The sequence below is a fragment of the Bradyrhizobium sp. USDA 4473 genome, assembly GCF_054063335.1.
Genome location: NZ_JBSSGE010000001.1, coordinates 1,508,644 through 1,529,863 on the forward strand (window position 1 = coordinate 1,508,644; position 21,220 = coordinate 1,529,863).

General features: G+C 65.0%; 18 protein-coding genes and 2 pseudogenes. 14 read left to right on the forward strand and 6 right to left on the reverse strand.

What is annotated here, in order from left to right; genetic code table 11:
- Window positions 1-143 precede the first annotated feature (143 nt).
- Window positions 144-560 carry a helix-turn-helix domain-containing protein gene (locus ACVW17_RS07040; protein ID WP_456751165.1) on the forward strand — a complete coding sequence of 139 codons (417 nt, stop codon included), beginning with the start codon at window positions 144-146 and terminating at the stop codon, window positions 558-560.
- Window positions 561-619: 59 nt separating this feature from the next.
- On the opposite strand, the gene ACVW17_RS07045 is transcribed toward ACVW17_RS07040, so the two are convergent.
- On the reverse strand, window positions 620-784 hold the full coding sequence (locus ACVW17_RS07045) for a hypothetical protein (protein ID WP_456751166.1): 165 nt from the start codon (window positions 782-784) through the stop codon (window positions 620-622).
- Here ACVW17_RS07045 and ACVW17_RS07050 point away from each other — a divergent pair.
- Together ACVW17_RS07050 and trmB are read left to right on the forward strand one after the other, a co-directional pair.
- Window positions 783-1,907, forward strand: a complete 1,125-nt coding sequence (locus tag ACVW17_RS07050) for a M20 family metallopeptidase (protein ID WP_456751167.1) — start codon at window positions 783-785, stop codon at window positions 1,905-1,907. The genes ACVW17_RS07045 and ACVW17_RS07050 overlap by 2 nt on opposite strands.
- Complete coding sequence (gene trmB, locus ACVW17_RS07055) at window positions 1,904-2,644, forward strand: tRNA (guanosine(46)-N7)-methyltransferase TrmB (RefSeq protein WP_456751168.1); 741 nt, start codon at window positions 1,904-1,906, stop codon at window positions 2,642-2,644. The genes ACVW17_RS07050 and trmB overlap by 4 nt, the downstream gene beginning before the upstream one ends.
- A gap of 266 nt (window positions 2,645-2,910) precedes the next feature.
- Here the strand turns inward: trmB and ACVW17_RS07060 are convergent, their stop codons facing one another.
- On the reverse strand, window positions 2,911-3,981 hold the full coding sequence (locus tag ACVW17_RS07060) for a DUF2336 domain-containing protein (protein WP_456751169.1): 1,071 nt from the start codon (window positions 3,979-3,981) through the stop codon (window positions 2,911-2,913).
- 345 nt (window positions 3,982-4,326) lie between these two features.
- Between ACVW17_RS07060 and rimP the strand changes: the two are divergent.
- The 10 genes and pseudogenes from rimP to ACVW17_RS07110 all read left to right on the forward strand — a co-directional run bounded on the left by rimP (window position 4,327) and on the right by ACVW17_RS07110 (window position 16,336).
- A pseudogene (rimP, locus tag ACVW17_RS07065) lies at window positions 4,327-5,116 on the forward strand (ribosome maturation factor RimP).
- 3 nt (window positions 5,117-5,119) lie between these two features.
- Window positions 5,120-6,736 carry a transcription termination factor NusA gene (gene nusA, locus ACVW17_RS07070; protein WP_456751171.1) on the forward strand — a complete coding sequence of 539 codons (1,617 nt, stop codon included), beginning with the start codon at window positions 5,120-5,122 and terminating at the stop codon, window positions 6,734-6,736.
- A 15-nt stretch (window positions 6,737-6,751) separates the two neighbouring features.
- Window positions 6,752-7,438, forward strand: a complete 687-nt coding sequence (locus ACVW17_RS07075) for an RNA-binding protein (RefSeq protein ID WP_456751172.1) — start codon at window positions 6,752-6,754, stop codon at window positions 7,436-7,438.
- Between the two features lie 109 nt (window positions 7,439-7,547).
- Window positions 7,548-10,256, forward strand: coding sequence for a translation initiation factor IF-2 (gene infB, locus ACVW17_RS07080; protein ID WP_456751173.1), 2,709 nt, complete (start codon window positions 7,548-7,550; stop codon window positions 10,254-10,256).
- 174 nt (window positions 10,257-10,430) lie between these two features.
- On the forward strand, window positions 10,431-10,844 hold the full coding sequence (gene rbfA / locus ACVW17_RS07085) for a 30S ribosome-binding factor RbfA (RefSeq protein WP_456796982.1): 414 nt from the start codon (window positions 10,431-10,433) through the stop codon (window positions 10,842-10,844).
- Window positions 10,841-11,951, forward strand: a pseudogene (gene truB, locus ACVW17_RS07090) (tRNA pseudouridine(55) synthase TruB). Before rbfA ends, truB begins: the two are co-directional and overlap by 4 nt.
- A 2-nt stretch (window positions 11,952-11,953) precedes the next feature.
- The gene (gene rpsO / locus ACVW17_RS07095; RefSeq protein ID WP_066504937.1) at window positions 11,954-12,223 is read left to right on the forward strand and encodes a 30S ribosomal protein S15; all 270 of its coding nucleotides are present in this window, start codon (window positions 11,954-11,956) and stop codon (window positions 12,221-12,223) included.
- Between the two features lie 314 nt (window positions 12,224-12,537).
- Window positions 12,538-14,694, forward strand: coding sequence for a polyribonucleotide nucleotidyltransferase (gene pnp / locus ACVW17_RS07100; RefSeq protein ID WP_456756358.1), 2,157 nt, complete (start codon window positions 12,538-12,540; stop codon window positions 14,692-14,694).
- Between the two features lie 193 nt (window positions 14,695-14,887).
- Window positions 14,888-15,622: a superoxide dismutase gene (locus ACVW17_RS07105; protein ID WP_456751176.1), complete on the forward strand. Its 735-nt coding sequence runs from the start codon at window positions 14,888-14,890 to the stop codon at window positions 15,620-15,622.
- Window positions 15,623-15,739: 117 nt separating this feature from the next.
- A complete protein-coding gene (locus tag ACVW17_RS07110; RefSeq protein ID WP_456751177.1) occupies window positions 15,740-16,336 on the forward strand; it encodes a glutathione S-transferase family protein in 597 nt (198 codons plus the stop codon).
- 120 nt (window positions 16,337-16,456) lie between these two features.
- Here ACVW17_RS07110 and fabV read toward each other — a convergent pair whose 3' ends face one another.
- From fabV to fabA, 3 genes are all read right to left on the reverse strand, one after another.
- Window positions 16,457-17,629: an enoyl-ACP reductase FabV gene (gene fabV / locus ACVW17_RS07115; protein WP_456751178.1), complete on the reverse strand. Its 1,173-nt coding sequence runs from the start codon at window positions 17,627-17,629 to the stop codon at window positions 16,457-16,459.
- Between the two features lie 84 nt (window positions 17,630-17,713).
- Window positions 17,714-18,937 (reverse strand): beta-ketoacyl-ACP synthase I, encoded by a 1,224-nt coding sequence (gene fabB / locus ACVW17_RS07120; RefSeq protein WP_456751179.1) that lies wholly within the window; start codon window positions 18,935-18,937, stop codon window positions 17,714-17,716.
- Window positions 18,938-18,980: 43 nt separating this feature from the next.
- Complete coding sequence (fabA, locus tag ACVW17_RS07125; protein ID WP_021082637.1) at window positions 18,981-19,502, reverse strand: 3-hydroxyacyl-[acyl-carrier-protein] dehydratase FabA; 522 nt, start codon at window positions 19,500-19,502, stop codon at window positions 18,981-18,983.
- Between the two features lie 329 nt (window positions 19,503-19,831).
- Here fabA and irrA point away from each other — a divergent pair, with 329 nt between their 5' ends.
- Window positions 19,832-20,323 carry an iron response transcriptional regulator IrrA gene (gene irrA, locus ACVW17_RS07130; protein ID WP_050425403.1) on the forward strand — a complete coding sequence of 164 codons (492 nt, stop codon included), beginning with the start codon at window positions 19,832-19,834 and terminating at the stop codon, window positions 20,321-20,323.
- A 182-nt stretch (window positions 20,324-20,505) separates the two neighbouring features.
- Here the strand turns inward: irrA and ACVW17_RS07135 are convergent, their stop codons facing one another.
- On the reverse strand, window positions 20,506-21,030 hold the full coding sequence (locus ACVW17_RS07135) for an SH3 domain-containing protein (RefSeq protein ID WP_456796983.1): 525 nt from the start codon (window positions 21,028-21,030) through the stop codon (window positions 20,506-20,508).
- Between the last annotated feature and the right edge of the window lie 190 nt (window positions 21,031-21,220).

Genomic DNA, 21,220 nt, shown 5'->3' on the forward strand with positions numbered 1-21,220 from the left:
CAAGCCAAGTCAGCCCCTTTGCGCAAATTGTCCGCATTTTGTCCCGATCCTCCCTGCAGGATTTGACGGCACCGGCGCCTGAGGCATACTCCCCTTCCAACTTGCCTCATCCACGGGCGCGCAATCCCCTAGGAGAGTTGGAGATGTCCACCAAAGCGCCCAATCCTGTTGACAAATATGTCGGCAGCCGCGTCCGCATGCGACGCATCATGCTCGGCATGAGCCAGGAAAAACTGGGCGAGGCGTTAGGCCTGACGTTCCAGCAGGTGCAGAAATACGAGAAGGGGACCAACCGTGTCGGCGCCAGCCGGCTGCAGCAGATCTCCGAGATCCTGCAAGTGCCGGTCTCCTTCCTGTTCGACGGCGGCCCGAGCGGCGTCAAGACCGCCGACGGCTTCGGCGAGGGCTCCTCGCCGACCTACGTCTCGGATTTTCTGGCGACCGCCGAAGGCCTGGCCCTGACTCGCGCCTTCACGCGGATCGCGGACGCCAAGCTCCGCCGCAGCATCGTCGAACTGGTCGAACAGATCGCGGCACGCGAGGCCTCCGAACAGATCTGATTCAGCCCCATATCCGTTTGAGCGATCGTCAAATCTGGAATATGTCATTCCAGCGCGGGCTAATTTGCGATCAGGCAGATTAGGGCTTCTTCGCGCTTAGCTCCTTGTTTGAGCATGATCTTTTCGGAAAGCCGCTTTAACGCGTTTCCGGATCCGGTTTCGGCGCGTGCGCTGAATGACAAAGCGAATTCACAGGCCAAATTCACAGGCGACGACAACAGCATGTCCAGCAATCCGTTTGAAACCGCCGACATCCTCGACGGCATCCGCCGCTGGGTCGAGATCGAGTCTCCGACCGAGCGGCCGGATCAGGTCAACAAACTGGCCGATCTCGTCGCAGCTGGATATCGCGAGCTGCCGGCCACGGTCGAGCGCGTTGCCGGACGCGACGGCTGCGGCGATCATCTGGTCGCGCGCTCATCCTGGGGGCAGGACACGCCGGGCATTCTGGTGTTGAGCCATCTCGACACAGTCCATCCGATGGGATTCATCGAACGGTTACCATTCAAGATCGAAGGCGACAGCGCGTTCGGTCCGGGCATCTACGACATGAAGGGCGGCGCCTACCTCGCCTATCATGCGTTCCGGCAGATCTGCGCCGAAGATGCGCGCCCGCCGCTCGGCATCACCCAGCTCTACGTCTCGGACGAGGAGATCGGCAGCCCGACCTCGCGGGCGCTGATCGAAGCCGAGGGCCACAAGGCCAAATACGTGCTGGTGACCGAGCCCGCGCGCGACGGCGGCAAGATCGTCACCGGGCGCAAGGGCGTGGCGCGCTTCGACGTCAACATCAAGGGCGCGCCGGCACATGCCGGCACGCGCCCCGAAGACGGCCGCAGCGCGATACGGGAACTCGGCCATGTGATCTTGGCGCTGGAGGCGATGAACGACCTCAAGCGCGGCATCACCGTCAATGTCGGCGTGGTCCGCGGCGGCACCAAGCCGAATGTGATCGCCGAAGAGGCCTATGCGGAAGTCGATCTGCGCGTGCCGACCATGGCCGACGCCGACGAGCTGGTGCCGAAGATCCTCGGGATCACCTCACGCACCGAGGGCGTCACCGTGAAAGTGACGGGCGAACTGAACCGTCCGCCCTATGAGAAAAGCAATGCCGGCGCCGCACTTTACGAACACGCCAAGGGGCTTGCCGCCGAACTCGGCTTCGAGCTGATCGACGTCTTCACCGGCGGCGGTTCCGACGGCAATTTCACCGCGCCGCACACCGCGACTCTCGACGGCCTCGGGGTCGACGGCAAAGGTGCGCACACCCATTATGAGCAGCTCTACGTCTCGTCGATCGCGCCGCGCGCGCGGCTGCTGCACCGACTCTATCAGACGCTGCGATGACCCCGGCTCCGAACGACACCGACGATCGCGAGTCCCCTGATGACGGCGCGGCGGCTCATTCGCGCGGCTCGTTCTTCGGGCGGCGCAAGGGCCACAAGCTGCGCCCGCACCAGGCCGACCTGATCGACACGCTGCTGCCGCATCTGTCGGTCGACATCTCGATGCCGGCGCCGGAGACGCTGACCGAATTATTCGATGACGGCATCGATGCTGTCCGGCTCGAGATCGGCTTCGGCGGCGGCGAGCATTTGATCGCGGAGGCACAGGCATTTCCGGCGACCGGCTTCATCGGCTGCGAGCCCTATGTCAACGGGATGGCGAAGATCCTGACCCAGATCGAGGCGCACAATCTCGGCAACATCCGCCTGTTCGCGGGTGACGCGGCCGAGCTCTTGGCCTGGGCGCCAGCACGTTCGCTTGCGCGCATCGACCTGATCCATCCCGACCCGTGGCCGAAGCGGCGGCACTGGAAGCGGCGCTTCGTACAGGATGCGACGGTCGCTGCGATGACACGATTGCTGCCGCCGGGCGGCGAATTCCGCTTCGTCAGCGACATCGACGATTACTGCGCCTGGACGCTCGCGCATCTGATGCGCGCGCCCGACTTCACCTGGCTCGCCGAGCGCGCGATCGACTGGCTTGAGCCGTGGCCGCACTACACCATGACGCGCTACGGCGCCAAGGCCGAGCGCGAAGGACGCAAGGCGGCGTATTTGAGATTCAAGCGCTTGCCTTGATGCCGTCATTCCCGGGCGTGCGAAGCACGAGGGCGGAATCCATTGGGCCACATTGTTCGAGGATAAATGGATTCCGGACTCTCGCTACGCGAGCCGCGCTCACGCTGTAGCCGCACAATCCGTGAATTGTGATCCGTCATGCTGAGGAGGCCGCAAAGCGGCCGTCTCGAAGCACGACGGCCCCGCTGCAACAGCACGGCCGTGCTTCCTTCGAGACGCGCCTGCGGTGCTCCTCAGGATGACGGGTTTAAATGCTGGCGATTGAACTACCGCGACTTCCAGAACTCCACGACGCGCTGCGCGGTTGATGGCATCAGGCGCGTGAAATTCACCCGCGCGCCTTCGATATCGGCCGGCGACGGCACGCGGTTCGGCCCGAGCCGCATCAGGATCAGGGCACGCACGGTCGGCCATTCGAAGCCGATCGTCTTGCTGGCGATCAGGATCGGATCGTAGCGGTCGCCGGAGATCAGGCGATCGAGCGTGACGATCTTCACACTGGTCATCGCGGCGATGGCCGCGACGCATTCCTCGTATTTGAAGGCCTTCGCGAAGCCTGCCACCGCCGCCTCGTTCAATGCGCCGGCGCGATGCAGCGCCAGGATCGTGCGCTGCGCAGCCGCGAAATCGCGGCCCTCGACCTGCGCGACGCCGCCCTCGATCTCGCTCAGCGCCAGCTTGATTTCGGCCTGTCGTTCCGGCTTGGCGACGATATGCAGGCGGCGGCGGATCACGTCGATCGAGCCGGCCAGCAGGCCTTTCAGATGCTCGGGCGGCAGGTCGTCACGGCGGCCGATCCGCAGGGTCAGCACGCCGTCCTGGCTGGCGCGGCGCACCATGGTCGCAAAGGAGACGTCGGAGAACGCAGCGCCGGCATTGCCTGCCGCGCATCGGATCACATCGCGGTCGCCGCGACGGACCAGCACGTCGGTCAGCGCGCTCGAAAGCTTCGACCGCTCGGCCATCGCAAGCAGATGGCCCTGACCCTTGGCATTGGCGATCTCGACCAGCACCTTGTCGTCGATCACCGGCGAGCGGCGCAGCACCGGCCCTGCGACTGCGACCTCGTCCTCGCGGGCGAGTTGCCCGACCAGACGCCGCGGCGCATTGGCGAGCGGTGCGAGCCGTTCGGCAAGATCGATCCGCGCCGCAAGCTCGGCATGCGGCACCAGGCTGGTCAGCACCCCATCGAACAGGTCGATATGATCGGGACGGAAGCTTTGGGCGCCCTGCAGGAACAGCTCGCCGAGCCGCCGCGCGGCATCGGCACGGCGCTTGGGGTCGCCGCGACGGACGATGTCGTCGAGTTCCGGGATCAGCGCAGGGGCTGTCGTCATGGGCCTTGTCCAACCGGCGACTTCTGCCGATTTTCGGCAATCTATGACCCCGTTCGTAAACGGAGGGTTAGATCGAATCGAGCCCCGGGAAGCCGCAAAATCGCGTTCCGCGGAGCCGGGAGGCCTTGCCGGAGCCCGGCAAAAGAGCTATATCTGGCGCAACTTATGGTATCTCATACGATCGCGTAGGAGAGTGGGCCCCCCGGGACCCGCTCTTTTTTATTACCTGACGGGACCCAGCGAGGCCGGGTCCGGTTTGGGTAGCGTTAGCGGCCCCTTAAGGCCACCTGAACAACACAACAGACCTCAGCAGCCTTTAAACCTAGACAGCCTTTGACACTGGATATGACCGATCCGACCGCCACTCCCGTGGACACCGAACTGCTCGCCGAGCCGCGCCTGCGTCGTCGAGCCCGGGGTCGCGGCGCGCGTCGCTGCGGTCGCCGTCCCGGTGTTGCAGGGCATGGGCTATCGCCTGGTGCGCATCAAGGTCTCGGGCGACGCCGGCTGCACCGTGCAGATCATGGCGGAACGGCCGGACGGCTCGATGCAGCTCGAGGATTGCGAGGCGATCTCGCGCGCGCTGTCGCCGGTGCTCGACGTCGCCGATCCGATCGAGCGCGCCTACCGGCTGGAAATCTCGTCGCCCGGCATCGACCGCCCGCTGGTGCGCCGCTCCGACTTCGAGCGCTACACCGGCCATCTCGTGAAGATCGAGATGGCGGTGCCGCATCAGGGCCGCAAGCGGTTCCGTGGCCTGCTCGCCGGCGTCGAAGACAACGCAGTGCGTATCAGGCGTGACGATCCGCGTCCCACCGAGGACGCCGAGGTCTTGCTGGTGATGGAAGACATCTCGGACGCGCGGCTGGTGCTGACCGACGAGCTGATCGCGGAATCGATGCGCCGCGGCAAGGCCGCAGAGCGCGAGCTGCGCCGCGAGCTCGGGCTGGCGCCGCCGCAACCGGCCCACGCCAGGAACAGCGATCCTGCGAAGAGCCAAAAGCCGAAACCCAGGTCCGATCACAAGTCCGATCACAAGCCCGGCAAGAAGCCGGCACCGACCAACACCAAAAAGCACCGCCTGGCCGCCGAGCGCGCGCGCCGTGGCGAGATCGATCCATTCGAAGGAGACTAAGCCATGGCAGTCAGCGCCAACAAACTCGAACTGCTGCAGATCGCAGACGCAGTTGCGCGCGAAAAGTCGATCGACCGCTCCATCGTGATCGCGGCGATGGAAGACGCCATCGCCAAGGCGGCGCGTGCCCGCTACGGCAGCGAGACCGACGTCCATGCCGAGATCGACGCCAAGAAGGGCGAGCTGCGGCTGACCCGCCACATGCTGGTGGTCGATGTCGTCGAGAACTCGTCGAACCAGATTTCACTGCACGATGCGCAGCGCGCCAATCCCGGCGCCCAGGTCGGCGACACCATCGCCGACACGCTGCCGCCGCTGGAATACGGCCGCATCGCCGCGCAGTCCGCCAAGCAGGTGATCGTGCAGAAGGTGCGCGAGGCCGAGCGCGACCGGCAGTACCAGGAATTCAAGGACCGCATCGGCGACATCGTCAACGGCATCGTCAAGCGCGTCGAATATGGCAGCGTGATCGTCGATCTCGGCCGCGGCGAGGCGATCGTGCGCCGCGACGAGATGCTGCCGCGCGAAGTGTTCCGCAACGGCGACCGCGTCCGCGCCTATATCTTCGACGTCCGCCGCGAGACCCGCGGTCCGCAGATCTTCCTGTCGCGCACCCATCCGCAGTTCATGGCGAAGCTGTTCGCGCAGGAAGTGCCTGAAATCTACGACGGCATCGTCGAGATCAAGGCGGTCGCCCGCGATCCCGGCTCGCGCGCCAAGATCGGCGTGATCTCGCGCGATTCCTCGGTCGATCCGGTCGGCGCCTGCGTCGGCATGCGCGGCTCGCGCGTGCAGGCCGTGGTCAACGAGCTGCAGGGCGAGAAGATCGACATCATTCCGTGGTCGCCCGACATCGCGACCTTCGTCGTCAACGCGCTGGCGCCGGCCGAAGTCGCCAAGGTCGTGATCGACGAAGAGCGCGAGCGCATCGAGGTCGTGGTTCCCGACACCAACAACCAGCTGTCGCTGGCGATCGGCCGCCGCGGGCAGAATGTCCGCCTTGCTTCGCAGCTGACCGGCTGGGACATCGACATCCTGACCGAGCAGGAGGAATCGGAGCGCCGCCAGGCCGACTTCGAGAACTCGACCCGCGTGTTCATGGAAGCGCTTAATGTCGACGAAGTGGTCGGCCAGCTGCTCGCCTCCGAAGGCTTCACCTCGGTCGAGGAACTCGCGCTGGTCGACGTCAAGGAACTCGCCGGCATCGAGGGTTTCGACGAGGAGACCGCCAACGAGCTGCAAACCCGCGCCCGCGAGTACCTGGAACAGCTCGAGGCCGAACTGGAAGCCAAGCGCAAGGAACTCGGCGTCGAGGACGCCATGAAGGACGTGCCCGGCATCACCGGCAAGATGCTGGTCAAGCTCGGCGAGAACGACGTGAAGACCGTCGAAGACCTCGCCGGCTGCGCCACCGACGATCTGGTCGGCTGGACCGAGCGCAAGGAAGGCGGCGAGCCGACCAAGCATGCCGGGTTCCTCGACGGCATCGAGATCTCGCGCGACGAGGCCGAAGCGATGATCATGCAGGCCCGCCTGAAGGCCGGCTGGATCACCGAGGCCGACCTCGCCAAGCCGGCCGAAGAGGTCGACGCCGCCGAAGCTGAAACAGCGGCCTCGTAAGGAGATGGCCTACGGATGCTCGCTCAGGCTGACCCCGATCTCGACGATGGGCCGCGGACACCGAAGTCCACGACCACGCGGATGTGCGCGGTCAGCCGCGAGGTGCGCCCGCTCGACGAGCTGATCCGGTTCGTCGTCTCGCCCACGGGCGAGGTGATCCCCGACCTCAAGCGCAAGCTGCCCGGCCGCGGATTATGGCTTTCCGCGTCGCGGCGCAGCGTTGCGGAAGCGGTCCGCCGTCACCAATTTAGCAAGGGATTCAAGCGCGATGTCCGCGTCGCGCCGACCCTTCCCGCCGACACCGAGACCCTCCTGGTGCGCAGCGTCACCGAGGCCCTGGCGATGGCCGCCAAGGCCGGTCAGGTCGTTGCGGGCTTCGGCAAGGTCGAGGACGCACTCAACCGGAACGAAACTGCAGCCCTGATCCACGCTTCGGACGGCGCCGCGGACGGAATCCGCAAATTGGACGCGATCCTCAGGCAAAGGGGCGGAAAACGTGGTGAATCGGCGGTAATCGCCGTCGTCAATGTTTTGACGTCGGACGAATTGGATTTGGCACTTGGGCGGTCAAATGTGATACATGCTGCGCTGCTCGCGGGCCCGGCGAGCAAGACGTTCCTGTCGCGCTGCCAGATGCTGGTCCGATACCGGATGGCCGACGACGACAAGACCGCCGAAGCGGCCAGAAATTCCAGAGCCTGATCCAGGAAGGCGGACGCCGTCTTTCCGACCGGATCATGCTCAGCAGAAGAACGACGCATTGAAGGATTTGTGCGGCAAACGCACAGCGAAACGAGATTAGGACTGCTGAATGGTTGATACCAAGACCCCTGGCGACAAGACTCTGAGTGTCCCGAGCAAGACGTTGTCGCTGAAGCCGCGCGTCGAGACGGGCACCGTGCGCCAGAGCTTCAGCCACGGCCGGACCAAGCAGGTCGTGGTCGAGAAGCGCGGCAAGCGCCGCATCGGGGGCGATGGCCCCGGTGAGGCGCATGCGCCGGAACCCGTGGTTGCAAAGCCCGCGGCACCTGCGCCGAAGCCGCCGCTCGGCCGTCCCTCAGGTCCGCCGCCCGGCCAGCAGCAACGCAACACCCGCTCCGGCGTGGTGCTGCCGACCTTGACCGAAGACGAGCGTTCCGCGCGCGCCAGCGCGCTGGCCGATGCGCGGCAGCGTGACATCGAGGAGCGCCGCCAGGCCGAAGAGGAAGCCAAGCGCCGTGCCGTCCGCGAGGCTGCCGAAAAGGCAGAGCGCGAGGCCGCCGAGGCCCGCCGCAAGGCGGAAGAGGAACGTCACCGCCACGAGGAAGAAGCCAAGCGCAAGGCTGAGGTCGAGGCCAAGCGCCGCTTCGGCGAAGGCGAGGCCAAGCCTGGCGCTGCGCCCGCCGCTGCTGCACCGGCCAGGCCGGCCGCAGCCGCGCCTGGCTCCGCTCCGGCCGCCCGTGCGCCCGGCGCAGCGCGGCCGGCGACGACCACAACGCCTGCTGCGCGCACGCCCGCCCTGGGTCGGCCGCCGGCCGTTGCCGCCGAGGCCGACGAGGATGAAGGTCCGCGCCTGGTACGCCGCCCCGGCGGCGTCGTGCGCCCGGCCGCAGCGCCGAAGACCACCCACAAGCCCGGCCCGCAGAAGCAGCGCGGCCGCCTGACCGTGACCACCGCGCTCAACGTCGACGACGTGCGCGAGCGTTCGATCGCCTCGTTCCGCCGCCGCACCCAGCGGCTGAAGGGCCATGCGTCGAACGAGCAGAAGGAAAAGCTGGTTCGCGAAGTCATCATCCCTGAAGCGATCACGATCCAGGAACTCGCGAACCGCATGTCGGAGCGCGCGGTCGACGTCATCCGCATGCTGATGAAGCAGGGCGCGATGCACAAGATCACCGACGTGATCGACGCCGACACCGCGCAGTTGATCGCCGAAGAGCTCGGCCACAGCGTCAAGCGCGTCGCCGCGTCCGACGTCGAAGAAGGCCTGTTCGACGTCGTCGACGATTCCACCGACACCGAGCCGCGTTCGCCCGTGGTCACCGTCATGGGTCACGTCGACCACGGCAAGACCTCGCTGCTCGACGCGCTGCGCCACGCCAACGTGGTGTCCGGCGAAGCCGGCGGCATCACCCAGCACATCGGCGCCTATCAGGTGCTGTCGCCCGAAAGTGGCACCAAGATCACCTTCATCGACACGCCCGGCCACGCCGCGTTCACCGCGATGCGCGCCCGCGGCGCCAAGGTCACCGACATCGTCGTGCTGGTGGTCGCGGCCGATGACGGCGTCATGCCGCAGACGATCGAGGCGATCAACCACGCCAAGGCGGCCAAGGTGCCGATGATCGTGGCGATCAACAAGATCGACAAGCCGGATGCGCGGCCCGAACGCGTGCGCACCGAACTGCTGCAGCACGAGGTGCAAGTCGAATCGCTCGGCGGCGACGTCGTCGACGTCGAGGTCTCGGCCAAGAACAAGACCAATCTCGATCGCCTGCTCGAGATGATCGCGCTGCAGGCCGAAATCCTCGACCTGAAGACCAATTCGCAGCGTCCGGCGGAAGGCACCGTGATCGAAGCCAAGCTCGATCGCGGCCGCGGCCCGGTCGCAACCGTGCTGGTGCAGCGCGGCACGCTGCGGATCGGCGACATCATCGTGGCCGGCGCCGAGATGGGCCGCGTCCGCGCGCTGATCTCCGACCAGGGCGAGAATCTCGAAGAGGCCGGCCCGTCCGTGCCGGTCGAGGTGCTCGGCTTCAACGGCCCGCCGGAAGCCGGTGACCGCCTCGCCGTGGTCGAGAACGAAGCCCGCGCCCGCCAGGTCACAAGCTACCGCGCGCACCAGAAGCGCGAGAACGCCGCCGCCTCGATCTCCGGCATGCGCGGCTCGCTCGAGCAGATGATGTCGCAGCTGAAGACCGCGGGCCGCAAGGAGTTCCCGCTGATCGTCAAGGCCGACGTGCAGGGCTCGCTGGAAGCGATCCTGGGCTCGCTGGAGAAGCTCGGCACTGACGAAGTCGCCGCCCGCATCCTGCATGCCGGCGTCGGCGGCATCTCGGAGTCCGACGTCACGCTGGCGGAAGGCTTCAACGCCGCGATCATCGGCTTCTCGGTCCGCGCCAACAAGGAAGCGGCCGCCGCGGCGAAGCGCAACGGCATCGAGATCCGCTATTACAACATCATCTACGATCTGGTGGATGACATCAAAAAGGCGATGTCCGGCCTGCTCGCGCCGACGCTGCGCGAAACCATGCTGGGCAACGCGCAGATCCTGGAAGTGTTCAACATTTCCAAGGTCGGCAAGGTCGCGGGTTGTCGCGTCACCGACGGCACCGTGGAACGCGGCGCCAACGTTCGCCTGATCCGCGACAACGTCGTGGTGCACGAAGGCAAGCTGTCGACGCTGAAGCGCTTCAAGGATGAAGTGAAGGAAGTGGTCGCCGGCCAGGAGTGTGGCATGGCATTCGAGAACTACGGCGACATGCGTGTCGGCGACGTGATCGAGTGTTACCGCATCGAAACGATCCAGCGCTCTCTGTAAGTCCAAATCTTACGAAGCGCAGATCTTACTAAGCGTTGGGTCCATTTAGCTGAAGATGCGACGGCGTGGCCGGACTTTGGTCTGGCCACCCGCGCATTGCCCGATTGAAAGCAAAGTCAGGACATTGATGCCCGCGGCCACGGCCTGCGGGCGCGACGGTTTTGGAAAAAGGTCATGCCCCGTCAAAAGAAGAGTTCCGGCCCCGGCGGCTCACAACGTCAGCTGCGTGTCGGCGAAACGGTTCGCCATGCGGTTGCCGGGATTCTGTCGCAGGGTGAGGTCCACGATCCCGATCTCGAAGGCCACATCATCACCGTTCCCGAGGTGCGTATGTCGCCGGACCTGAAGCTCGCGACGATCTATGTGATGCCGCTCGGCGGCCGCGACACCGACACGGTGATCGCGGCGCTCGAGCGCAACAAGAAGTTCCTTCGCGGCGAGATCGCGCATCGCGTCAGCCTGAAATTTGCACCCGACATTCGCTTCCGCGTCGACGAGCGGTTCGACGAGGCGGAGCGCATCGAGAAATTATTGCGGACACCTGCGGTGCAGCGAGACCTTGCACCCGATTCGGACGACGAGGAATGACTGTGATGACGACCAACAGCGTTATCGACGCGAAGGATGCCGCCGCGCGCGACGCTGAGCGGGATGCCTTTGCCGGACAGCGCAGCGACGATGCGCGCCGCACCAACAACGACCCGCGCCAGAAGCAGGGCAAGCAGAACCAGCAGCCGCGCCGCGACAAGCGCGACGTCCATGGCTGGGTGGTGCTCGACAAGCCGATCGGGATGACCTCGACCCAGGCGGTCGCCGTGCTCAAGCGCCTGTTCCAGGCCAAGCGCGCCGGCCATGCCGGCACCCTCGATCCGCTCGCCTCCGGCGGTCTGCCGATCGCACTCGGCGAAGCCACCAAGACCGTGCCGTTCGTGATGGACGGCCGCAAGCGCTATCGCTTCACAGTGGCCTGGGGCGAGGAGCGCGACACCGACGACACCGAGGGCCGGCCGGTCCGGACCAGCGAGAACCGGCCGACCGCCGCTTCGATCCGCGAGCTGCTGCCGCGCTTCACCGGGGTGATCGAGCAGATCCCGCCGCAATATTCGGCGATCAAGGTCCAGGGTGAGGCGGGCCTACGATCTGGCGCGCGACGGCGAGACCGTGGAACTGAAGCCCCGTCCGGTCGAAATTCACGAACTAACCCTCGTAGAACATGGAGATAACGGCCAGTCCGTGTTCGAGGCCGAGTGCGGCAAGGGAACCTATGTCCGGGCCCTGGCCCGCGATATGGGCCGGATTCTGGGCTGTTTCGGCCATATCTGCGCCCTGCGGCGGACCCTGGTCGGTCCGTTTACCGAAGCGGACATGATTCCGCTGGAACAGTTGGAGGCTTTGTGCAATAGAGCCGCGTCTGGCGAGGGCAGCCTCGCCGACGCGCTTTTGCCCGTTGAGACCGCGCTGGACGACATCCCGGCACTGGCCGTCACACGGGCTGATGCGGCAAGGCTCCACAGGGGCCAGGCCGTTTTGTTGCGCGGACGGGATGCGCCCAATACGAGCGGCACAGTCTATGTCACGGTGGCAGGCCGACTTCTCGCGCTTGCCGAAATTGGCAATGGCGAACTCATCCCCAAGCGCGTGTTCAACCTGAACGGACTGACTGCCGGTCCGGCTCGCAACAATGAAAGTAACTGACGATGTCGATTACCGCGCAACGCAAAGCGGAAGTCATCAAGACGAATGCCACCAAAGCCGGCGACACCGGCTCGCCCGAGGTTCAGGTCGCGATCCTGTCGGAACGCATCAATAACCTCACCGAGCACTTCAAGAGCCATGTGAAGGACAACCATTCACGCCGCGGCCTCCTGAAGCTCGTGTCGACGCGTCGCTCCCTGCTTGACTACATCAAGCGCAAGGACGAGGCGCGGTACAAGGCGCTGCTCGAAAAGCACAACATCCGTCGTTGATTTGAGAAGCACGCGCGCGAGGTTCGCGCGCGTTTTCGCATGGTCGTCCGTGAACTCGGGCTTTCGAATTGTCGAAAGATGATCATGCGCAACCGCATGGCGATCGCCATGCACACTAGCGTCCAGCAGCAATCCGGCCGCTGGACCGGGCAAGATGCCCAGATGACCGAAAGGATGGACGCCATCCGAAATCCAGGGACCATGGCAGGATCGCCGGATGCTGATCGCACCAAGCGCATCAGTGTCTCGCCGTCTTGGCATGGTCTTTGTGCTTCGGGGCGCCGTGCTTTCGTGAAACCATGAAAGAAACCGAAATGTTCAATTCGCATTCCGTCGAGATCGACTGGGGTGGACGTCCCCTCAAACTTGAAACCGGCAAGATCGCCCGCCAGGCCGACGGCGCCGTGATGGCGACCTATGGCGAGACCGTGGTGCTCGCCACCGTCGTCGCGGCGAAGGCGCCGCGCGAGGGCGTCGACTTCCTGCCGCTCACGGTCGACTATCAGGAAAAGACCTACGCCGCGGGCCGCATTCCCGGCGGCTATTTCAAGCGCGAAGGCCGTCCGACCGAGAAGGAGACGCTGGTCTCCCGCCTGATCGACCGCCCGATCCGTCCGCTGTTCGTCGACGGCTGGCGCAACGAGACCCAGGTGATCGTCACCGTGCTGTCGCACGACATGGAGAACGATCCGGACATCGTCTCGCTGGTCGCCGCCTCCGCCGCCCTGACGCTGTCGGGCGCACCGTTCAAGGGCCCGATCGGCGCTGCGCGCGTCGGCTTCGCCAATGACGAATACGTGCTCAACCCGACGCTCGACGAGATGACCGAGACCCAGCTCGACCTCGTCGTCGCCGGCACCGCCGACGCCGTGCTGATGGTCGAATCGGAAGCCAAGGAGCTCAACGAAGACGTGATGCTCGGCGCGGTCATGTTCGGCCACCGCCACTTCCAGCCCGTGATCAACGCGATCATCGAGCTCGCCGAGAAGGCCGCCAAGGAGCCGCGCGAGGTCACCACGATCGACAATTCCGAGATCGAGAAGGAGATGCTCGGCATCGCCGAGCAGGATCTGCGCAAGGCCTATGCGATCCCGGTCAAGCAGGAACGCTATGCCGCGGTCGGCGCCGTCAAGGAGAAGGTGCTCGCGCACTTCTTCCCGGAAGGCCAGGAGCCGAAATACGACAAGCTCCGCGTCGCCGCCGTGTTCAAGGAGCTGGAAGCCAAGATCGTTCGCTGGAACATCCTCGACACCGGCAAGCGCATCGACGGCCGCGACGTCAAGACCGTGCGCAACATCATCGCCGAAGCCGGCGTGCTGCCGCGCGCCCACGGCTCGGCGCTGTTCACCCGCGGTGAGACCCAGGCGATGGTGGTGACCACGCTCGGCACCGGCGAGGACGAGCAGTACATCGACGCGCTGTCGGGGACCTACAAGGAAACCTTCCTGCTGCACTACAACTTCCCGCCCTACTCGGTCGGTGAAACCGGTCGCCTCGGCGGCACCAAGCGCCGCGAGATCGGCCATGGCAAGCTCGCCTGGCGCGCGATCCATCCGGTGCTGCCGCCGCACCACGAGTTCCCGTACACCATCCGCGTGGTCTCGGAGATCACCGAGTCGAACGGCTCGTCCTCGATGGCCTCGGTCTGCGGCGCCTCGCTGTCGCTGATGGACGCCGGCGTGCCGCTGAAGCGGCCGACCGCCGGCATCGCCATGGGCCTGATCCTCGAAGGTCAGCGCTTCGCGGTGCTGTCGGACATCCTCGGCGACGAGGATCATCTCGGCGACATGGACTTCAAGGTCGCCGGCACCGACCAGGGCATCACCTCGCTCCAGATGGACATCAAGATCGAGGGCATCACCGAGGAGATCATGAAGGTTGCGCTTGGCCAGGCCAAGGAAGGGCGCATCCACATCCTCGGCGAGATGTCCAAGGCCCTGACCGCGGCCCGTGCCGAGCTCGGCGAATACGCGCCGCGCATCGAGACCTTCAAGATCGCCACCGACAAGATCCGCGAAGTGATCGGCACCGGCGGCAAGGTGATCCGCGAGATCGTCGAGAAGACCGGCGCCAAGGTCAACATCGAGGACGACGGCACCGTGAAGGTGGCCTCCAATGACGGCGAGGCGATGAAGGCTGCGATCAAGTGGATCAAGTCGATCGCCTCCGATCCGGAGGTCGGCCAGATCTACGAGGGCACCGTCGTCAAGGTGATGGAGTTCGGCGCGTTCGTGAACTTCTTCGGCGCCAAGGACGGCCTCGTCCACATCAGCCAGCTCGCGGCCAACCGCGTGCAGAAGACCTCCGACGTCGTCAAGGAAGGCGACAAGGTCAAGGTCAAGCTGCTCGGCTTCGACGACCGCGGCAAGACCCGCCTGTCGATGAAGGCGGTCGACCAGGAGACCGGCGAGGACCTCGAGGCCAAGCAGAAGAGCGAAGCCCCGGCGCCGCGCGAAGCCGCAGGCGAGTAAGCCAAACCGACTGCAAACTGATCATGACGAAAGGGCGGCCCAAGTGGCCGCCCTTTTGCTTTTGAGATCGAACGCAAATCAATCCCCGCTGATCGGCGTGCGCGGTTTTGACCCGGCATTGTGACCGACACTGTTGGAACCCGTTCACAACTTGCGCCTAACATCAGGACGCTTACCAGCATGGAGAATGACGATGCCCTCGATGTCCCGACGCCACTTGATCATTGCAACAGCCGGCATCGCCGCGGCCGCCGCGTCGTCGCGCACAGCATTCGCGCAGGCCGCGACGCAGGCTCCGGCCGGACCGTTCAAGATCGATCCGCTGGCCTATCCGACCAACGCGCTGGAGCCGCACATCGATGCCAAGACGATGGAGATCCATCACGACCGGCATCATCAGGCCTATGTCACCAACCTCAACACTTTCGCCAAGGACAATCCGCAGATCGCCGAGAAGCCCGTCATCGATGTGCTTGCCAATCTCGGCAGCGTGCCGGAGGCGATCCGCACCGGCGTGCGCAACAACATGGGCGGCCACGCCAACCACACGATGTTCTGGCAGATCATGGGACCGAACGGCGGCAAGGCGGACGGCGAAGTGCTGGCCGCGATCGATCGTGACCTCGGCGGCATGGAGAAATTCCAGACCGATTTCAACGCCGCCGGCGGCCGCGTGTTCGGCTCCGGCTGGGTGTTCGTCACGGTCAGCAAGGACGGCAAGCTCGCGATCGAGACACGGCCGAACCAGGACAACCCGATCATGGACGGCAAGCGCGCGTTGCTCGGCAACGACGTCTGGGAGCATGCCTACTATCTGACCTACCAGAACCGCCGGTCCGATTACCTCAAGGCGTGGTGGAACACCGTGAATTGGAAAGCGGTGGCCGAGCGCTATGCCGCAGCCAAGGCCGGCACGCTCGGGGTATGAGCCGGTAAGGCTCGCTGCGTGCGAACAGCTGCGTTAGATTTGAAAGCTCCGCGAGACCCTTCGCGGAGCTCCTTGTCTTGAAGATAAGAAACCAAACCGGATGTCGGAGGCTAACCCATGATCAAGCTGTACTGGTCGCCGCGCTCGCGCTCGTTCTCCGCGATCTGGCTGCTGGAAGAATCCGGCCTGCCCTACGAACGGGTGCTGACCGACATCAGCACCGGCGCGCAGAAGTCGCCCGACTTTCTCAGGATCAATCCGATGGGCAAGGTGCCTGCACTGACCGACGGCGCGGCGGAGCTCGCCGAGGCGGCGGCGATCTGCGCCTACATCGCCGACCGCTATCCCGAGACGAAGCTCGCGCCGGCCGCCACCGACCCGAAGCGCGCACGCTATCTGCAATGGCTGTTCTTCTCGCCGAGCTGCATCGAGCCGGCGCTGATCCAGCTCTTCACCAAGCTCGAAGTGCCGGCGAGCACCGCATCATGGGGCAGTGCGGCACAGGTATTCGACGTGCTCGACGCCGAATTGCAGAAGGGGCCGTGGATCCTCGGCGATCAGTTCTCCGCCGCCGACATCGCGATCGGCGCGGGGCTGAACTTTGCGGTGCGGGTGTTCAAGATAGTGCCGCCGCGGCCGTCGTTCGATGCCTATATCGACCGCTGCGTGGCGCGGCCCGCGTTCCAGCGCGCAGAGAAGATCGCGGCGGGGTGAGCTTGTCGTCGCGTAGCCCGGATGAAGCGCAGCGTAATCCGGGATAATCCCTCTGCGAAAGAAGTCCCCGGATTGCGCCTCGCTCCATCCGGGCTACGAAGCAGGGGTTTTCCGAACGGCCTAACCCGGCACCACGCGCGGATCGACGTCCTGGCTATAGTCGACGCCGTCGATACCGAAGCCGAACAGGCGCAGGAACTGGCTCTTGTATTCGCCGAGATCGGCCAATTCGCCGAGCGTCTCGGTGGTGAGCAGCGGCCAGCGCCGCGATACTTCGGTCTGCACTTCCGGCGAGAGCTCCCAGTCATCGACCCGGATGCGCTGCGCGTCATCGAGCGCGACGTCCTTGCCGAGACGGGTGCGGAACAGGCGGTCGATCTGCTCGATGCAGCCTTCATGCAGGCCGAGCTGCTTCATCACCTTGAACAGCACGGTGCCATAGAGCGGCACCACCGGAATGGCCGAACTCGCCTGGGTGACCACGGCCTTCAGCGCGACGACGCGGGCGGCTTCCGCACCGAGGCGGCCGCGGATCGCTTCCGCCTTGCTGTCCAGATCGACCTTGGCGCGGCCGAGCGTGCCGTTCCAGTAGATCGGCCAGGTCAGCTCGCTGCCGATATAGGTGTAGTTGAGCGTGCGGAAGCCCGGCGCCAGCACGCCGGCATCGGCGAGCTGATCGATCCAGCGCTTCCAGTCGTCGCCGCCCATCACCGCGACGGTCGCCGCGGTCTGCTCTTCGTTCGCCGGCTCGAGCGTGGTCTGGAACACCTCGCCGGTCTCGGTGTCGAGCGTCTTGATCTCGACCGGGGCGCCGAGCGGCTTGATCACCGAGCGATAGGTCTTGCCGGTGTCCGGATCGGTCCGGACCGGCGCGGCCATGCTGTAGACCAGCAGATCGAGCTGGCCGAACTTCTCGCGCACGCGCTCGATGAAGTCTTTCTTCAGCTCGTCGGAGAAGGCATCCCCCTCCAGCGTGAGCGGCGACCGTCCGATCTTCTCGGCCTCGATCTCGAAGGCGCGGTTGTTGTACCAGCCGGCGCTGGCGCTTCTCTTTTCCGAAGGCTCGCGCTCCAGCGACACGCCGATCGTATCGGCGCCGCCGGCGAAGGTCGCGACGATGCGGCTCGCGAGGCCATAGCCTGTCGAGCAGCCCAGCACGGCGACGCGCTTCGGGCAGTCTGCGACCGGGCCCTGCTTGAGAACGTAGGCGATCTGTTCGCGGACGTTGGTGGCGCAACCGACCGGATGCGCCGTCGTGCAGATGAAGCCTCGCACGCGCGGTTCGATAATCATGCGCACCCCATTTCGGATCGTTGCAATGTCCCCACTCGCGTCCCGCGGGCGCCGCGCCGTGGGCGAGAGGAGATGGAAACCGGATCAGGCATCAAGCCGCTTGAACACCAGCGTGGCATTGGTACCGCCGAAGCCGAACGAGTTCGACAGCACGGTGCCGAGCTTGGCGTTGTCGATGCGCTTGCGCACGATCGGCATGTCGGCGAATGCCGGATCAAGCTCGGTGATGTGCGCGCTCTCGCAGACGAAGCCGTTGTTGAGCATCAAGAGCGAGTAGATCGCCTCCTGCACACCGGTGGCGCCGAGCGAATGGCCGGTCAGCGCCTTGGTCGCCGAGATCGGCGGGCATTTGTCGCCGGTGCCGAACACCTTGCGGATCGCCTCGATCTCCGGCGGATCGCCGGCGGGCGTCGAGGTGGCGTGCGGATTGATGTAGTCGACCGGCGTGTTCACCGTCGACATCGCCATGCGCATGCAGCGCTCGGCGCCCTCGCCTGACGGCGCCACCATGTCGTATCCGTCCGAGGTCGCGCCATAGCCGACGACCTCGCCGTAAATCCGCGCGCCGCGCGCCTTGGCGTGCTCGAGCTCTTCCAGCACCACGACGCCGGCGCCGCCGGCGATCACGAAACCGTCGCGGCTGATGTCGTAGGGGCGCGAGGCCGTCGCCGGCGTATCGTTGTATTTCGAGGACATGGCGCCCATGGCGTCGAACAGCACCGACAGCGTCCAGTCGAGCTCCTCGCAGCCGCCGGCGAAGATGACGTCCTGCTTGCCGATCTGGATCGTCTCATAGGCGTTGCCGATGCAGTGGTTCGACGTCGCGCAGGCCGAGGAGATCGAGTAATTCACGCCCTTGATCTTGAACCAGGTCGCGAGCGTCGCCGACGCGGTCGACGACATGCCCTTCGGCACCGCAAACGGACCGACGCGCTTCGGGCCCTTGGCGCGCGCGATGTCGGCGGCCTCCACCAGCGTGCGCGTCGACGGTCCGCCGGATCCCATGATGATGCCGGTGCGGACGTTGGAGACCTCGTTCTCCTCGAGACCGGAATCGCGGATCGCCTGCTCCATCGCAACGTGATTCCAGGCGGCGCCTTCGGCAAGGAAGCGCATCGCGCGGCGATCGATCACCTCGGCGGGATTGAGTGTCGGCGCGCCGTGAACTTGCGAACGGAAGCCGAGTTCCGCAGCCTTCTCCGCGCGCGAAATGCCCGACTTCGCCTCGTAGAGGCTCGCAAGCACTTCCTGGGTGTTGTTACCGATGGATGAGACAATGCCCATCCCCGTGATGACAACCCGCCTCATGTTCGCCTCGCCCTGCCTTTATGTTGCCGCGTCATGATCCCGCTCAAGACGGCGCCGTACCCTGCTTGAACAATCCGACCTTCAAGTCCTTGGCGCGATAAATAATCTCGTCGTCCATGGAAAGCCACCCATCGGCAATTCCAAGCACGAGCTTTGACCGCATCACGCGCTTGATGTCGATGTTGTACACAACCTTGCGCGCGTGCGGCAGCACCTGTCCGGAGAACTTCAGCTCGCCGAGGCCGAGCGCGCGGCCCCGACCTTCGCCACCGATCCAGCCGAGGTAAAAGCCGACCATTTGCCACATGGCATCGAGGCCGAGGCAGCCCGGCATCACCGGATCGTTCTTGAAATGGCAGCCGAAGAACCAGAGATCCGGTTTCACCTCGAGCTCGGCGCGCACCAGCCCCTTGCCGAACTCGCCGCCATTCTCGGAGATATCGCTGATCCGATCGAACATGAGCATCGGCGGCAGCGGCAACTGGGCGTTGCCGGGACCGAACAGCTCGCCCCGCCCGCAAGCCAGCAAATCCTCGTATTCATAACCGCCGCGCCGATCCAGCATCCTCTATCCACCTCTGATGTCCCGATGAAGCGCTTTGCTTGGTCGGACCTTAATCTACCCACGGGAACTGGAATATCTTGTCCCGCATCTTGGCGCTACCTGGGTACGCCACCGGCCTGTTATCTCTGCCGAAAGCGCATATGTGGTCCGCGCGCTCTCTAACATAGGGCCAACTGGGCGGCAAAGCGGCATTCCGATGATAAATGACCGTCATCCCATAGGTTTCTACCGCAGCTTGGATTCGTTCTAGTTGCGAAAAACTTGCATCTGATAGGCATCCTTTTTATATTTATGAGGAATATTGCCTGAGTTGGGTGCATAGAGTGGATATGAACGAGGAAGTACCGGCTGTGAACGACGATGCCGTGCACCCGGCTGCCCGGGGCGCTGGGCACCACCCTGCCCTGACCGGTTGCCCGTGGCACGACGTCAACGAGATGCTGCAGTCTGCCGGTCTCCGGCCGACCCGGCAGCGCATGGCGCTGGGCTGGCTGCTGTTCGGCAAGGGCGCCCGCCACCTGACCGCTGAGATGCTGTACGAGGAAGCCACGCTGGCCAAGGTTCCGGTGTCGCTGGCGACCGTCTACAACACGCTCAACCAGCTGACCGATGCCGGCCTGCTGCGCCAGGTCAGCGTCGACGGCACCAAGACCTATTTCGACACCAACGTGTCGACCCATCACCACTTCTACCTCGAGCACAACCACGAGCTGGTCGACATTCCCGACCCGAACCTCGTGCTGTCGAAGATGCCCGACGTGCCGGATGGCTACGAGATCTCCCGCGTCGACATGGTGGTGCGGCTGCGCAAGAAGCGCTGAACCGTCTTATCGTCGATTTGAGTTGTGATGGCCGGGCTCGTGTCCGGCCATTTTTGTTTCGTAGACGTCGTCATTCCGGGATGGTGCGCCAGCACTAGACCTCAGATGCGCACTTGCGCATCGGGGAATCTCGAGATTCCGGGTTCGATGCTAAACGCATCGCCCCGGAATGACGCTACGCGTCAGTCCACCTTCTCGTCCGCGTAGACGCCCCAGAGGCGCTGCTGCTCGATCCAGCCGTCGAAGCCGTTTCCGGTGACCCGGCACCAGTTGTTGGCGCATTTCTTGACCTGCGCGACCACGCCGGCCTGCAGGCGCGCCGCGATCGCGCTGGTGGCGTCGGGCCGGTCGTACAGCGAGGCCAGATCGTCCTTGTTCTTCATCGTCACGACGGCGGTGCGGCGACCGGACAGCAGGGAGTGATAGACCCAGCCTTCGGCGCCTTCCGAATCGCGCACCCGGCGCCAGTTCTCGAACTCGGCGGTGATTTCGACCGGCAGCCCCGAGCGGGTGTAGACCCAGGCGACGTCGTTGTCCTTGGTCGGGCCTGCCCTGACGTTCACATGGTCGGATTTCAGGCTGACATAGCGGGGAATCGGCAGGCCGCTGGTGGTGGGCCTCAAATCCTTGGCGGTATGTCCGGGGCTGACCGACGCACTCAGCATGCTTCCGACCAGCGCCACCAATGAACCGAAACGCCAGACCATCAACTCGTCTCCTGCCGAGATGCCCAACCCGCATTCGGCGAGCTGCAACCCAAATCCATGCCCGAAGGCTTCCAGCGCCTGCGCCGTTCCCTGCCCGCACGGATCCGAGGGGTTCTTGTCTTGGCCCGGCCTTCTGCTAGAGAGGACGGAACGCCTTAAGAGCCAGAACACCCGAATTTCCCCCTGACGA